Source organism: Streptomyces sp. NBC_01431 (assembly GCF_036231355.1).
Lineage (GTDB): Bacteria > Actinomycetota > Actinomycetes > Streptomycetales > Streptomycetaceae > Streptomyces.
Map to the genome: position 1 here is coordinate 2,407,081 of NZ_CP109496.1, position 13,484 is coordinate 2,420,564.

Here is a 13,484-nt window from a genome sequence, read left to right on the forward strand (position 1 = left end):
AGCCCCCCGAAGGTTCAGCCTCTGACGCCGCGCAGGGCCATGGCCACCGCGGCGTCCGCGATGGCGGACGGGGGTTCTGTCGGGCTCTGTTCGATGCGGCGGACCGCTGCGTCGACGATGCCTTGCAGAAGCAGGGCGGCGAGGCGGGGCTGGTCGTGGTCCAGGTCGGCCAAGGCTTCGACGATCATGGCGATGAGGCCACCGTGGGCGGCGCGGATCTTTTCGCGGGCGCCGGCGTCGAGTTCGCTGGCGGAGATGGCGACGACGGCCCGGTGGCGCTGGTCGCCGACCAGGCCGAGCTGGTGGCGTACGTACGCCTCGACTTTGGCTTCGGGGGTGTCGGCCCGCTGCATCGCGCCTTCGATCTCGGCGGCCCAGAGCGGGAAGTCGACGGCGCAGAGTTCCTCGACCACCGCGGCGCGGGAGCGGAAGTATTCGTACACGGATGAGCGGGCGAGGCCGGTGCGCTCGGCGAGGGCGGGGAAGGTCAGCGCTTCCGTGCCGCCTTCGGACAGCAGGGAGCGTGCGGCGTCAAGGAGGGCGTCGCGCTGCATGGTGCGGTGCTCGGCCACGGAGGCCGCTCGGATCCTGGGCACTGCTCCACTTTACGGCCGGGGCGGCGGGGCCATCGGCGGGGGCGATTCACCGGTGCCCCTCATCGCCCGACGTCCGCCAGTTTGGCCCTGAGCTGGAGCACCGACTTGGTGTGGATCTGGCTCACCCTGCTTTCGGTGACGCCGAGCACGTTGCCGATCTCGGCGAGGGTGAGGCCTTCGTAGTAGTAGAGCGTGACGACCGTCTTCTCGCGTTCGGGCAGTGTGTTGATGGCGCGGGCGAGCAGTCGGCGCAGTTCGCGGTCCTCGGCGACTTCGACGGGGTCGTCGGCGGACGTGTCCTGCAGAGTGTCCATGAGGCTGAGTCGATCGCCGCTCTCGCCGCCGACGTGCAGCAGTTCTTCGAGGGCGACGACGTTGGCGAGCGACAACTGGCTGAAGACGGCGTGCAGTTCCTCGACGCCGATGCCCATTTCGGTGGCGACTTCACTCTCGGAGGGGGTGCGTCTCAGCTCCGCTTCGAGGGTGGCGTAGGCACGCTCGACGGCGCGGGCTTTTTGGCGTACGGAGCGCGGGATCCAGTCGAGGGCCCGGAGTTCGTCGATCATCGCGCCGCGGATGCGGGTGATCGCGTACGTCTCGAACTTGATGGCTCGCTCGATGTCGAACTTCTCGATGGCGTCGATGAGCCCGAAGACCCCGGAGGACACGAAGTCGGCCTGTTCGACGTTGGGCGGCAGGCCCACGCTCACGCGTCCCGCGACGTACTTCACCAGCGGTGAGTAGTGCAGGATCAACTGCTCGCGCAGCCGCTCGTCGCCGGTGGCCTTGTACGACCGCCACAGCTCGTCGACGGACGAGGGCGCCGGTGGCCGCACGGTGCCGCTGCCGCGGGCAGCGGGCGGTGCTGCCGTGCGGTCAGACCCGGAGATGTGCTGGGGCATGCGTTGCCTTGAGCCGTTCTGCTGTGACGTGAGCGGGGGGCGTTGCTTCCGGTTGGGGGCCCTCGCGAGCGTAGCGTGACTGAGCCGTCGCGGTGCGCGATGGTCGGATGGTCGGGTGGGGTCGCTCCCGTGGGGGTGGGCACATGTGCAGGTGGGGGCCGCCGTGCTGAATACCGCCCCGAAAGCGCTGCGGTGCGGCCCGCGGTGGACGGCGCGTTTCGGGGCCTGTGGCTCAACCCGACCCGGACCGGCGGCGGCCGACGGGCACGCTCGCACGTACCGGATGCCGCGGGCCGGTCCGGACCGGGTTCAGACTCAGGCTCTCACCCTGTCACCCGAATGCCCCAGGTCAAGCACCGCCTCGCCGTGCGCCCGCGGGGCGCAGCGCTTGGGCCGTCAACCTCCAGTTGTCGCCCGTACGCTCGACGAAGCCGAGCGCGTGGAGTTCGTAGAGCCTGCCGAGTGCTTCGTCGGTGCTGGTGCCGGCGTCGCGGGCGAGGTCGTGGACGGCGGCGGTGCCGCGGGCGGGGAGGGCTTCGAGTACGCGGGCGGCGCCGGGGGCGAGCAGATCGCGGGGCAGCACGGGGCCGCGGCGGGCGGGGGCGAGTTCGCCCATGTCGCCGACGAGTTCGGCGACTTCGGCGGCGTCGGTGACCAGGACGCCCTCGCCGCGTAGTAGTTCGTGCACTCCGGCGGAGAGTCCGCTGGTGGCGGGGCCGGGTACGCCCATGGTGAAGCGGCCGAGTTTCTGGGCGGCGCGGGCGGTGACGAGGGAGCCGCTGCGGTATTCGGCTTCCACGACGACGGTTCCTCTGGTGAGGGCGGCGATGATGCGGTTGCGCAGGATGAATCTGCTGGGTGTGGGGTGACCGCCGGGTGGTAATTCACCGATGAGGAGGCCCTGTTCGGCGATGCGTCCGATCAACTCGGCGTGCCCGCGGGGGTAGACGACGTCGACTCCGCAGGCGAGGACGGCGATGGTGGCTCCCCCGGCGGCTAGGGTGCCGCGGTGGGCGGCGCCGTCGATGCCTGCGGCGGCGCCGGAGACCACGACCCAGCCTTTTTCGGCGAGTCCGGAGCCGAGGACCGCGCCCATGTGGGCTCCGTAGGGCGTGCAGGCTCGGGCGCCGACGACGGCGACCGAGCGCAGCGCCCACATCCGCAGGTCGGGGTGGCCTCGGACCCAGAGTCCGACGGGGCGGGCGTCCGCGAGGTCGTCGAGTTGTCGTGGCCATTCCTGGTCGCCGGGGACGAGGAAGCGGGCGCCTGTCGCGGCGGCGCTTGCCAGGTCGTGTGCGGGGTCGGCCGCGGCGGCCCGGCGGCGGTGGCTGTCGAGTCGTGCGGGACTGGCGCCGGGCAGGTCGTCTTCGGGGCCTTGGGGCGTGGTGAGGCGGCGCATCAGTTCGACGGGGCCATAGGTGCGCAGCCAGCGGCCGACGCGTTCGTCGCCGGGTTCGATGACGCGGGTCAGGGCTGCTCTGGCCAGGCGTTCGGCGCCGGCCGCCGCGGCGTTCACGGAGTGCTCCGGGTCGGCATGCGGGCGCCGCGGGAGATGCCGGTGCGCAGTTCCAGGGCCAGGGCGACGTGGCCCGCGTCGGGGCGGTCGTCTCCGGCGAGGTCGGCGATGGTCCAGGCGACGCGCAGTACGCGGTCGAGGCCGCGGGCGGTGAGCAGGCCGCGTTCCATGTCGCGTTCGGCGCCGGTGAGGGCGCCGGGGGCGGTGAGCCAGCGGGTGCGCAGTTCATGTCCGGGGACTTCGCTGTTGCTGGTCCAGGGGGTGCCGTCGAGGCGGGCGGCGGTGCGTTCGCGGGCGGCCAGGACGCGTCCTGCGACGGCGGAGCTGGGTTCGCGGCGGCCGCCTCCGCCGAGGAGGTCTTCGCGGCGTACGGGTTCGACTTCGACGCGCAGGTCGACGCGGTCGAGGAGTGGGCCGGACAGGCGTGCCTGGTAGCGGCGGATCATGGAGGCGGGGCATTCGCAGCCGGCTCCGTGCAGGGTGTGTCTGCCGCAGGGGCAGGGGTTGGCGGCGAGCACCATCTGGAAGCGGGCGGGGAGTCGGACGACTCCGGCGCTGCGGGCGATGACGACGTGTCCGGATTCGAGTGGCTGGCGCAGGGCGTCGAGGGCTTTGCCGGTGAATTCGGGGGCTTCGTCGAGGAAGAGCACTCCTCGGTGGGCGACGGAGACCGCGCCGGGGCGGGGGAGGCCGTTGCCGCCGCCGACCAGGGATTGCATGGTGGCGGAGTGGTGTGGGGCGCAGTAGGGGGCGCGGCGGACGAGGGGTTCGCCGGGCGGGAGGATGCCGGCGACGGAGTGGACGGCGGTCACTTCGAGGGATTCCTGGCGGGTGAGGGGCGGCAGGATGCCGGGCAGGCGTTCGGCGAGCATGGTTTTTCCGGCGCCCGGGGGGCCGGAGAGGAGCAGGTGGTGGCCGCCTGCGGCGGCGATTTCGAGGGCGGCGCGGGCGGCGTGTTGGCCGGCGACGTCGGTGAGGTCGTGGTCGTGGTCGCCCAGGCCCGCGCTCAGGCCGGTGCCGGCTCCCGCGCCGGGCACCATGAGGCCGGCGAGCATGGCGTCGGGGCGGCCTTCTTCGGCGGGTTCTTCTTCGGGTACGGGTTCGTCGGTGAGGACGGCGACGAGTTGGCGCAGGCTGCGGACGCCGAGGACGGAGATGCCGGGGACGAGGGAGGCTTCTGCGGCGGTTTGTTCGGGCACGACGACGTGTTCGTAGCCCGCTTCGGCGGCGGCGAGTACGGCGGGCAGGATGCCGCGGACGGGCCGTACGCGTCCGTCCAGGCCGAGTTCGCCGATCATGACGAGGTCGGCGAGTTGTCGTGGGTCGATGCGTTCGGCGGCGCCGAGTACGGCGCAGGCGACAGCGAGGTCGAAGCCTGAGCCGCTTTTGGGGACGGAGGCGGGGCTGAGTCCGACGGTGAGTTTCTTCTGGGGCCAGGCGTCGCCGGAGTTCACGACGGCGGCGCGGACGCGGTCGCGGCTTTCGATGAGGCTTTTGTCGGGGAGTCCGACGAGGGTGAAGGCGGCGACGCCGGGTTCGAGGTCGGCCTGGACTTCGACGACGACTCCTTCGACGCCGACCAGGGCGACCGAGCAGGTGCGGGCGAATCCCATGTCAGGCCACCCCTCGCACGTGTTCGGCCTGGGGGGCGCCCTTGCGGGGCAGGACGACGCCGACGAGGTCGATGCGTACGCCGCCGGGCGGTGGTCCTCCGTGGTCGGCGAGCCAGTGGCCGGCGAGGCGTTTGAGCCGGTCGGCCTTGGCGGGGGTGATGGCGGCCATGGGGTGTTCGTAGGCGCCGGATCTGCGGGTCTTGACTTCGCAGAGTACGAGCACGGGTCCGCTGGGGGATGTGTCGTGGGCGACGATGTCGATCTCGCCGGTCCTGCCGCATCGCCAGTTGCGTTCCAGGACTGTCATTCCGGCTGCTTCCAGCAGTCGTACCGCCAGGTCTTCGCCGTATTTTCCGAGTGCTCCGCGAGCGTTCATCCGGCACCACCTCCGGCACCGACTGTCACGCATCGGCCGCCCGGAAGTGGATCTTGGTGGACAACTCCGGTGGTGTGGAAAACCCCGTCACCCGAAGGGGCCGTTCCGCCCCCGCCGCTCCTTGGAGCCCAGCCACTCCCCGGGGTTCAGCCGCTCCTGCGGGTTCAGCCGCCCGGCAGTTCGAGGTCGCTCTTGTTGAGCTCCTCGATGTTCACGTCCTTGAATGTGAGGACGCGTACCTGCTTGACGAACCGTGCCGGGCGGTACATGTCCCACACCCAGGCGTCCGCCATCGACACCTCGAAGAACACCTCACCCTGGACCGAGTGCACCTGCATCTCGTAGTCGTTCGTGAGGTAGAAACGACGCTCGGTCTCGATCACGTATTTGAACAGACCGACGACGTCGCGGTACTCCCGGTAGAGCTTCAGCTCCATCTCGGTCTCGTACTTTTCGAGGTCCTCGGCGCTCATGGCATGTTCCCCTTCAGCCGTGCGTCCCCCTATTGTGCGTCAGTCCCCCGGGCCCCTAGACGATTTCCGGGGCCAGGATCACCGGCGTATGCGGAGGACCGTCGTCGAGCAGCGTGCGCAGCAGCTCGGCGAGCTTGGTCGGGTACACCGTCTCACGCGCCGCCGACAGTTCGGCGGAGGTCCACCACCTCAGGCCCGTGGTACTGCGCAGCTCCAGCTCCGTCAGGTTGGTCGGGGCGGCCTCGGTCTGGGTGGTACGTGCCAGGTAGTACCACTCGTCCTGGTCCCAGCGGCGCCCGTCGAAGGGGAACGAACACTGGCGCTGCCACAGCACCGGGCCGAGTTCGACCTCTGTGATCCCGGTCTCCTCCGCGAGCTCGCGCAGGGCCGCCTCGGCGCGGGTCTCATCGCCCTCAAGACCGCCGCCCGGCGTGAACCACCAGCTGTCGGCGGGGTCTTCCGGCTCGTATCCGTGCATGAGCAGGATGCGGTCCTCAGGGTCCAGCAGTACGACTCGGGCAACCTTGCGCGGCTGGGTCACCGGCTCACCTCCCGGCGGGCACCGCGGCCCGGACCCGGCGACGGCGGGCGAGGGAGGCGATCGGCCCGTAGGCCGCGCCTGCCAGGATCAGCACCGCGCCGGCCACCACGGCGCCCACGACCAGTTTCAGCGGGCCGGGTTGCGAGGTGCCACCCGGCAGCGCCTCGAAGCCCGAGGGGCGCGCCAGCATGCCGCCCATGGGCCAGGCGATGGCGTCGACCCGGGCGGACACGGCGGACAGCGGGACGGAGCCGTGGGCGGCGTCCTCCATGTGGACGCGGGAGTCGAGCGAGACGAGGCGGTCGTCACCGAGGAGGAAGACCTGCCCGGCCGGGACCTTCGCGTCGAAGGGGGTGCCGGAGGCCGGGTTCGTGCCGTGCAGATACGGTTCGTCAACTGGAGTGCCGTTGACGGTCAGGCGGCCGTCCTTGCCGCAGCAGGCGACGCGGTCGCCGCCGATGCCGACGACCCGCTTGACCATGGGCACGTTGCCCCAGGCGTCGTCCTGGAAGACCACGACGTCGCCGCGCCGGACATCGCCCCCGGATATGCGCTGGGCCAGCACCCGGTCCCCGGCCTTGACGGTCGGCGACATGGACTGGGTGGGCACCGTGTACGGCTTGTACTGCACGGCGCCCCAGGCGAAGCCGCCGAGGAAGAGCACACAGCCGACGGCCACGGCCAGCCCCGACAGCACACTGCCGAGTCCGCGGCCGTGGCCGTCGTGGTCCAGTCCGTTACCGCTCATCGCTGCGCTCCCTTTCCGGCAGCGCCCCGGTGCGCGACGCACCCGGGCTCCGGAGATCGACGATCCGGGACCGCACCCTACCCGGCGGTACGGCCGCCGGTCAGCCCTTGGCGACCGGGCTTTCCGCCTTGACCTGGGCTTGAAGGAGCTTGCGGCGGCGCCACAGCACCATCGGCACCGCGCCGACGAGGCCCAGGGCCGCGGGCGCGGCCGTGCCCATGGCGCTCAGGCCCGGCTGGCCGAAGGTGTCGGGAACGCCGAGCCAGTCCATGCGGTTGAGCGGCCAGGCGATGGTGAAGGCGCGGCCGACGACCTCGTTGGTGGAGACCGTGCCGCCGCCGGTCAGTTCCTGGTGGTAGCGGGAGTCGAGCGAGTTCTGGCGGTGGTCGCCCATCACCCAGATCCGCCCGTCCGGCACCTTCAGCGGCCCGAACGGCATGTCGTCGCAGGCGCTGTCGCCGGGGAAGATGTACGGCTCCTTGAGGGCGTGGCCGTTGACCGTGACGGGCCCGCCCTTCTTGCACTCCACGGTGTCGCCGCCGACCGCGATGACGCGCTTGATCAGGTCCTTCTCCTCGGCCGATGGCATGAGGCCGATGAAGCTGAGGAACTTCTGCGCCGCGTTCGGGTTCGGCGTGGGCTCGCCGTCGAGCCAGCCGCCCGGGTCGTGGAAGACGACGACCTCGCCGCGCTGCGGCTCGGCGCCGAACCACGGGGTCAGCTTGTCGACGAGCACCCGGTCGCCGCGCTGCAGGGTGTCCTGCATCGAGTCCGAGGGGATGGAGAAGGCCTGCACCAGGAACGTCTTGATCAGCAGGGCCAGGACCAGGGCGATGCCGATGAGGAGCGGCAATTCCTTCCAGAACGAGCGCGGCGCCCTGGGGGCCCGGCGCTCCCCCTCACCGGTTGTGTCGCCGCCGGATCCACCGCCGCCCGGACCGCTGTCCTGCGTCGGCACCACGGGCGGAGTTCCGTCCGAGGGGCTGCTCGCGGGTGCCGCGACCGGGGCCGGGGAGGGATCGGCGAGCCCGCTCTCCGGCCGCTCCTCCGGCTCTTCGCGTCCGGATCGTGCGCCGACCGCCAAATCCCCCACATCCACTCCTTACTCTGTGCCACCGCCTGGCCCGTACGAGGCTCAGGCCCACCACTCCCATAACGAGCGGGAGTTCCGCAGGGCTCGGGGGCTGGGTCGCTCGGTCCGGCTCCACCGCCGGATCCCGGGACGACACCCTATTCGACGCGGGCAGGGCCGAACCGCCCGCCGCGGCGGGCACCGAGTCGAACGCGGGTGGCTCCTGGAGCCTGCGCCAGTGCGAGAAAGGCCAGGCTATGACCACTGCGCGGCCCACCACGCCCCCCTCCGAGACGGTGCCCTGATGGCCGTCGTCGAGGTGGTACCGGGAGTCCGCTGAGTTGGACCGGTGGTCGCCCATGACGAAGAGCCGGCCCCGGGGAACCTTTACCTCGAATTGGATAACGCCGGGCGGATCGCCGGGCGCCGTAAAGACATAGGGCTCGTCAAGGGGCACGCCGTTGACGCTGACCCTGCCCTTCGCGTCGCAGCACTTCACGGTGTCGCCGCCGACCCCTATGACGCGCTTGATCAGGTCCTGCTCGTCGTTGGAGGGCAGCAGCCCGATGAAGGTCAGCCCCTGTTTGACCTGTTTGACGACGACGGGGTCCTGGCCGGAGGCCGTCTTGTGCTCGTCCTTGAGCCAGCCGCCGGGGTCCTTGAACACCACGACATCGCCCCGCTGCGGCGTGGATCCGAACCAGGGGGTGAGCTTGTCGACGAGCACCCGGTCGCCGATGGTGATCGTCTGCTGCATCGAGCCGGAGGGGATCACGAAAGCCTGCACGAGGAAGGTCTTCAGTACGAGGGCGATGAGCACCGCCACCGTGATCAGGAGCGGTATTTCGCGGACCGCGGATCTGCGTCTGCGCCGCTTGACCTTGCGGGCGAGCCTGCGCCGCTCGGCGCGGCCGGTCTGGCCGCGCCTGCCAGGCGCGGGTGCGGTGCTCGTGGGGCGGGTGCCGGTGGGCAGCGGCTGGTCGGGGGCGGGGGCGCTGGAACGCGACCGCCCGCGGTTACCCATGGCCCCCGACCGGGCCGCGTACGCCTGCGAAGGCGTCGGAGGTGCCCACCGAGGTCCACCGGCCCAGCGGCCAGCCGATCCAGTCGGCGCGCCCGATCACCCGGTCCACCGGCACCATGCCGCCGCCCGGCTCACCGAGGTGGTCGCGGGAGTCGCTGGAGCGGGAGCGGTGGTCGCCGAGGACCCACAGGGTGCCGTCCGGTACCACGATGTCGAAGGGCACCTGAGAGGGGGCGTCGCCGGGGTGCAGATAGGGCTCGTCGACCGGCGTGCCGTTCACCTCGATCCTCCCCCGCTTGTCGCAGCAGACCACCCGGTCCCCGCCGACGCCGACTACGCGTTTGACGTAGTCGGTCTCGGCGGGCTCGGTCAGCCCTAGGGCTGCTCCTGCTGAACGCACGGCACGCCCCAGCGGGTTCCCCTCGTCGCCTTCCTGTACGAAGGAGCCGCGGCCGTCGAAGACGACGACGTCGCCGCGCCGCGGGGTGCCGCCGAGGTGGTAGGCGAGTTTGTTGACCAGGACCCGGTCGCCGACCTGGAGGGTGGGTTCCATGGAGCCGCTGGGGATGAGGAAGGGCTGTACGACGAAGTGGCTGAGCAGCAACAGGAAGACCACGCAGAGCGTGAGCAGCGCCGCCGCTTTGCGCCAGGGCCCTTCGAGGTGGCGGTAAAGGGCGGTCGAACGCGCGAAGCGCGACCTTTCCGCGGGCCCCGGCTGGGGGGTGGCGGAAGGGTCGCGCTCCGTGTGTTGTGCTTCGGTGTCCATCGGGGCCAGAGCTTATCCGGCCGCCGTGGGACCCGTACGCGGGTGTGAGCCGGGGCTCAGCGGTCGCGCTTCTCCTTGATCTTCGCGGCCTTGCCGCGCAGCTCACGGAGGTAGTAGAGCTTGGCGCGACGGACGTCACCGCGGGTCACAACCTCGATCTTCTCGAAGATCGGGGAGTTCACCGGGAAGGTGCGCTCGACGCCGACGGAGAAGGAGACCTTGCGGACCGTGAAGGTCTCGGAGACACCGGCGCCCTGGCGGCGGATGACTACGCCCTTGAACTGCTGGATACGGGAGCGGTTGCCCTCGATCACGCGGACGTGGACGTTGACGGTGTCACCCGGGCGGAAGGACGGGACGTCGCTGCGCAGCGTCGCGGCGTTGACGGAGTCGAGCAGGCTTGCCATGACTGACTACTTCCTCACTGATGCCACAGGTCATCAGCGGAATTCGAGATGAATGGGGTGCTGGGCGCGGAGGGCGGGCGTCGTTCCCCCTGTGGCAGGGGCGCCGGCTGGGCGTACAGCAGCGGCCTATTCTTCCACGGCCTTGGGCCTGCGCCAAAATCGGCCGCCGGGCTCGGGGGCCCAGCCGAGGATGGACAGGGTCTCGCGGTCCTTCTTGTCGAACGCCGAGGCGTCGCAGCGTTCGATCAGGTCCGGCCTGTTGAGGGCAGTGCGCTTGAACGCCTCGTCGCGCCGCCAGCGGGCGATCTTGCCGTGGTGACCGCTGAGGAGGACGTCCGGGATGCCGTGGCCGCGCCACTCGGGGGGCTTGGTGTAGACGGGCCCTTCGAGGAGGTTTGCCATGGCGCCGGGCGCGAAGGAGTCGTCGCGGTGGGACTCGGCGTTGCCGAGGACGCCGGGCAGCAGCCGGGCCACTGCTTCGGTGATCACGAGGACGGCCGCTTCGCCTCCGGCCAGGACGTAGTCGCCGATGGAGACCTCGTACACGGGCAGTCGGGTCGCGTACTCGTCCATGACGCGGCGGTCGATGCCCTCGTAACGGGCGGGCGTGAAGATCAGCCAGGGCCGCTGGGAGAGTTCGACGGCGAGTTCCTGGGTGAAGGGGCGGCCGCTGGGTGTGGGGACGACGAGGACCGGGCCGTGGGCTCCGGCTTCGTATCCGTCCGCGAGTGCGTCGTCCAGGCAGGCGCCCCACGGCTCGGTCTTCATGACCATGCCGGGCCCGCCGCCGTAGGGGGTGTCGTCGACCGTGTTGTGCCGGTCGTACGTCCAGTCCCGCAGGTCGTGAACGTGCACGTCCAACTGGCCGCGGGCCCTGGCCTTGCCGACCAGGGAGACGTTCAGCGGTTCGAGGTACTCGGGGAAGATCGTGACGACGTCGAGCCGCATCAGCCGGCGTCCTCGGCGTCGCGGCCGGAGGCGGTTTCGGCCTCGCCGGTCCCGTCGGCGTCTTCGGTGTCGCGCGCGGAGGCGATCACGGCCTCGCTGTCGTCGATGAGGCCGGGCGGCGGGTCGATGACCGCGCGCTGCTGCTCCAGGTCGATCTCGGTGACGATCTGCCCGACGAAGGGGATCATGACCTCGCTGCCGTCGGGCCGCTCCACGATGAAGAGGTCCTGCGAGGGCAGGTGGGTGATCTCCGTGATGCGGCCGATCTCGGTGCCGTCGGCGAGCACCACGTCGAGGTCCATGAGCTGGTGGTCGTAGTACTCGTCGGGTTCTTCCGGCAGTTCGGCCGGGTCGACGTCGGCGATGAGGAGGGTGTTGCGCAGGGCCTCGGCGGCGGTGCGGTCGCGTACGCCTTCGAAGCGCAGCAGCAGCCTGCCGCTGTGCACCCGGCCGGTCTCGATGGTCAGCGGGCCCGCCGACGCCGGGTCGGTGGTGAGGACGGCGCCGGGGCCGAGCCTCAGCTCCGGCTCGTCGGTGCGCACCTCGACGGTGACCTCGCCCTTGATGCCGTGGGCGCGGCCGATCCGCGCGACTACCAACTGCACGCTTGTTTCTCCTTCAGACAGCTGCGGCCTTGGTTCAACTATGGCCCGGGATACGACTGCGGGCCGGGGAGGGCCACTGGCCCTCCCCGGCCCGAGCCGGCGCATCCAACTAAAACGACCAACTGGTCAGCGGACCTGGTCCACGTCGACGAGGTCGACGCGGATGCCGCGGCCGCCGATGGCGCCCACGACGGTACGCAGGGCGCGGGCGGTGCGGCCACTGCGGCCGATCACCTTGCCGAGGTCGTCGGGGTGGACCCGGACCTCCAGCACGCGCCCCCGGCGCAGGTTGCGCGAGGCGACCTGCACGTCGTCGGGGTTGTCGACGATGCCCTTCACGAGGTGCTCGAGAGCCTCCTCGAGCATGCTCAGGCCTCGGTCGACTCGGCGGCGGCCTCGGCCTCGTCCGCCTTCTTCTCGGTCTTCTTCGCCTTCTGGGTGATGGCCTCGCCCTTGGCGTCGTCGCCCTCAAGAGTCTTGGCGAACGCCTCGAAGGTGGCGCGCTTGTCTTCCTTCGTCTCCGGCTGGAGCAGCGGCGCGGGGGCCGGGAGGCCCTTGTGCGCCTGCCAGTCGCCGGTGAGCTTCAGGATGGCGAGGACGGCCTCGGTCGGCTGGGCGCCGACGGAAAGCCAGTACTGCGCACGCTCGGCGTTGACCTCGATGCGCGAGGGGTTGTACGTCGGGTGGTACAGACCGATTTCCTCGATCGCGCGACCGTCACGGCGAGTGCGGGCGTCGGCGACGACGATGCGGTAGTGCGGCTGGCGAATCTTGCCGAGGCGCTTGAGCTTGATCTTGACTGCCACTGGAGTGGTGTCTCCTGGTCTTGACGTGGTTGGGCACATGAGATGCCACGTGGGGTTGCGGTACTCGGAGTGCCCGATGGACGCGTCAGCCGGAGGCGAGAGGGTTCCTGTGCGGCTGTCGAGTACAGCTAGCCATTGTGCCACACGCCCGGAGTGCGCACGCCGGGGGCCCGTGGGGCGCCCCCGGTGGGCGTCGCTCCCCCCGGGACCTGCGCCACCCCCGTCGGCGGCGGGTCCCGGGGCGGCTACGCCACGGCGACCACTTCCGCCCCCTCCGGGATGCGGAACGGCTTTCCGCAGCCGCCGCAGACGATCGGCGCCTGGGCGAGCACGGAGGGCACGACGCGCACGTTGCGCCCGCAGTCGCAGACGGCCTTGACCCGCACGCCGCCCCCGGAGGAGCCGTGCCGGGCGGCAGGTCCGCGGAAGGAGCGCTTGGTGTCGGCGGCCGTGGCGACCGTGTGCGCCTTGAGCGCGCGGTGCAGCCGTTCGATGGTGGGCCGGTAGCGGCGCCTTGCCTCGGCGTTCAGCGCGACCAGGGAGAAGCCGCTGCTGGGATGCGGTTCCTCCGTATGGTCGAGGCCGAGCTCCTCGGCGATCGCCAGGAATCTCCGGTTGTGGTAGCGGCCGGCGCGGGAGGTGTCGCGGACACCGCGGGCGGCGGCAATGCCGTGGACTGCCTCATGGAGCAGTCGCTCGAAGGAGAGCTCGGCGCCGCAGGCGGACGAGGACTCTCCGATCAGGGACTCGGGCGCGGCTAGGTCCGGCAGCTCGGGGTGGTACCGCTGAATGTCGGCCCACGCCTGTGCCAGCTCTGCGGCGAGAACAGGTGGTGTCGTGCTCACGTCGTGACAACGAGCCGCGGTGCCGCTGTGTTCCTATTCCGGGGCATCCCAAATAATTTGCTCGTACCCGTCAGTTGGCATTGATGCGTGCGGACGAGGGCGGGTGCGCTGATCTGCGGAGAAGGCTCACAGCTCACACCAAGGTATGACGTAGCGGCGCGTACGCCCCGGCGTGTAGAGGAAGTCTGCGCGCCGGGGCTGGTGATGTCAGCGCATGCGCAAGAGGTGTTTCGGCCGACTACGGGT

At 70.8% G+C, this 13,484-nt stretch carries 16 protein-coding genes and 1 pseudogene; all 17 read right to left on the reverse strand.

Features of this window, described 5'->3' with window-relative positions:
- Window positions 1-14: 14 nt before the first annotated feature.
- The 17 genes and pseudogenes from OG522_RS10950 to OG522_RS11030 all read right to left on the reverse strand — a co-directional run bounded on the left by OG522_RS10950 (window position 15) and on the right by OG522_RS11030 (window position 13,238).
- Entirely contained in the window at window positions 15-572 is a 558-nt protein-coding gene (locus tag OG522_RS10950) for a TetR/AcrR family transcriptional regulator (RefSeq protein ID WP_329467540.1), read from the reverse strand.
- An 83-nt stretch (window positions 573-655) separates the two neighbouring features.
- Window positions 656-1,498, reverse strand: coding sequence for an RNA polymerase sigma factor WhiG (gene whiG / locus OG522_RS10955; RefSeq protein WP_329462772.1), 843 nt, complete (start codon window positions 1,496-1,498; stop codon window positions 656-658).
- Between the two features lie 349 nt (window positions 1,499-1,847).
- On the reverse strand, window positions 1,848-3,014 hold the full coding sequence (dprA, locus tag OG522_RS10960; RefSeq protein ID WP_329462773.1) for a DNA-processing protein DprA: 1,167 nt from the start codon (window positions 3,012-3,014) through the stop codon (window positions 1,848-1,850).
- Window positions 3,011-4,627 carry a YifB family Mg chelatase-like AAA ATPase gene (locus tag OG522_RS10965; protein ID WP_329462774.1) on the reverse strand — a complete coding sequence of 539 codons (1,617 nt, stop codon included), beginning with the start codon at window positions 4,625-4,627 and terminating at the stop codon, window positions 3,011-3,013. Before OG522_RS10965 ends, dprA begins: the two co-directional genes overlap by 4 nt.
- A gap of 1 nt (window position 4,628) precedes the next feature.
- A complete protein-coding gene (locus OG522_RS10970) occupies window positions 4,629-5,003 on the reverse strand; it encodes a YraN family protein (RefSeq protein ID WP_329462775.1) in 375 nt (124 codons plus the stop codon).
- 164 nt (window positions 5,004-5,167) lie between these two features.
- Entirely contained in the window at window positions 5,168-5,476 is a 309-nt protein-coding gene (locus OG522_RS10975) for a DUF2469 domain-containing protein (protein ID WP_003965949.1), read from the reverse strand.
- A gap of 55 nt (window positions 5,477-5,531) precedes the next feature.
- Window positions 5,532-6,017, reverse strand: a complete 486-nt coding sequence (locus tag OG522_RS10980; protein WP_329462776.1) for an NUDIX hydrolase — start codon at window positions 6,015-6,017, stop codon at window positions 5,532-5,534.
- A gap of 4 nt (window positions 6,018-6,021) precedes the next feature.
- A complete protein-coding gene (gene lepB, locus OG522_RS10985; RefSeq protein WP_329462777.1) occupies window positions 6,022-6,765 on the reverse strand; it encodes a signal peptidase I in 744 nt (247 codons plus the stop codon).
- A gap of 100 nt (window positions 6,766-6,865) precedes the next feature.
- Window positions 6,866-7,849 carry a signal peptidase I gene (gene lepB / locus OG522_RS10990; RefSeq protein WP_443074827.1) on the reverse strand — a complete coding sequence of 328 codons (984 nt, stop codon included), beginning with the start codon at window positions 7,847-7,849 and terminating at the stop codon, window positions 6,866-6,868.
- Window positions 7,761-8,861 (reverse strand): annotated as a pseudogene (gene lepB / locus OG522_RS10995) (signal peptidase I); the annotation flags it as partial. The pseudogene lepB (OG522_RS10995) and the gene lepB (OG522_RS10990), both read right to left, overlap by 89 nt.
- Complete coding sequence (lepB, locus tag OG522_RS11000; RefSeq protein WP_329462780.1) at window positions 8,854-9,627, reverse strand: signal peptidase I; 774 nt, start codon at window positions 9,625-9,627, stop codon at window positions 8,854-8,856. The pseudogene lepB (OG522_RS10995) and the gene lepB (OG522_RS11000), both read right to left, overlap by 8 nt.
- A 56-nt stretch (window positions 9,628-9,683) precedes the next feature.
- Window positions 9,684-10,034 carry a 50S ribosomal protein L19 gene (rplS, locus tag OG522_RS11005; RefSeq protein WP_100577961.1) on the reverse strand — a complete coding sequence of 117 codons (351 nt, stop codon included), beginning with the start codon at window positions 10,032-10,034 and terminating at the stop codon, window positions 9,684-9,686.
- A 126-nt stretch (window positions 10,035-10,160) separates the two neighbouring features.
- Window positions 10,161-10,982, reverse strand: coding sequence for a tRNA (guanosine(37)-N1)-methyltransferase TrmD (gene trmD, locus OG522_RS11010; protein ID WP_329462781.1), 822 nt, complete (start codon window positions 10,980-10,982; stop codon window positions 10,161-10,163).
- A complete protein-coding gene (gene rimM, locus OG522_RS11015; RefSeq protein WP_329462782.1) occupies window positions 10,982-11,587 on the reverse strand; it encodes a ribosome maturation factor RimM in 606 nt (201 codons plus the stop codon). Before rimM ends, trmD begins: the two co-directional genes overlap by 1 nt.
- A gap of 126 nt (window positions 11,588-11,713) precedes the next feature.
- Window positions 11,714-11,953, reverse strand: a complete 240-nt coding sequence (locus OG522_RS11020; protein ID WP_329462783.1) for an RNA-binding protein — start codon at window positions 11,951-11,953, stop codon at window positions 11,714-11,716.
- Between the two features lie 2 nt (window positions 11,954-11,955).
- Complete coding sequence (rpsP, locus tag OG522_RS11025) at window positions 11,956-12,393, reverse strand: 30S ribosomal protein S16 (RefSeq protein WP_329462784.1); 438 nt, start codon at window positions 12,391-12,393, stop codon at window positions 11,956-11,958.
- A gap of 245 nt (window positions 12,394-12,638) precedes the next feature.
- Complete coding sequence (locus tag OG522_RS11030) at window positions 12,639-13,238, reverse strand: hypothetical protein (RefSeq protein WP_329462785.1); 600 nt, start codon at window positions 13,236-13,238, stop codon at window positions 12,639-12,641.
- Window positions 13,239-13,484: the final 246 nt, after the last annotated feature.